We start from the raw sequence: 606 nt of genomic DNA on the forward strand, positions 1-606 counted from the left end.
CGCCGGCCGTATGGCCCCGGCAACTGACCGCATGTATCAGGCAATCGCCACCGGAGAGGTGAGCCACGACGGGGATGCCCGCATGGCCTCGCACTTCGCTCACTGCATCGCCAAGAGGACCCCGCAGGGGGATCTCGTCTCCAAGGACAAGCGGGGTAGCCCGCGGAAGATCGACGCCGCGGTCGCGGCAATCGTCGCCCTAGATCGTGCCGCCTGGCACGCAACGCAGAAGCAGAAACGAAAGGTTGTGAGTTTCCGATGAGACCATCCGTCTCCGACATGCTCCAGAAGATCGACAACAGGGCACCGGCCCTGTCCATGCTCGAGAAGTACTACGCCGGCCGTCAGCCGCTCGCCTACCTGACCCCGGAGGCGCGGGAGGCTATCGGCACGAAGTTCGACCGTCTCGCCGTCAACGTCCCCCGTCTCCTCGTGTCCGCGATCTCCGAACGGCTCACGGTGTCCGGGTTCGACGTCGCCGGCCAGCGTTCCGACAAGCTGTGGAGCCTGTGGACCGGGTCGGATCTCGACCAGCTCGCCGCGCAGGCGCACCGGGAGGCCCTGGTCCTCGGATCGGCCTACGCGCTGGTGTGGGCGGACCGTCGT

The 606-nt window shown here is 67.0% G+C and carries 1 protein-coding gene and 1 pseudogene; both read left to right on the forward strand.

Annotated elements, in window-relative coordinates; genetic code table 11:
* Positions 1-262, forward strand: a pseudogene (locus tag DCI01S_RS17765) (terminase large subunit); the annotation flags it as partial.
* Positions 259-606, forward strand: a 348-nt coding sequence (locus DCI01S_RS16565; RefSeq protein WP_156482675.1) for a phage portal protein, incomplete at its 3' end; no start/stop codon positions are given. The pseudogene DCI01S_RS17765 and the gene DCI01S_RS16565, both read left to right, overlap by 4 nt.

It is taken from the genome of Dietzia cinnamea NBRC 102147 (assembly GCF_001571065.1).
GTDB classification, from domain to species: domain Bacteria; phylum Actinomycetota; class Actinomycetes; order Mycobacteriales; family Mycobacteriaceae; genus Dietzia; species Dietzia cinnamea.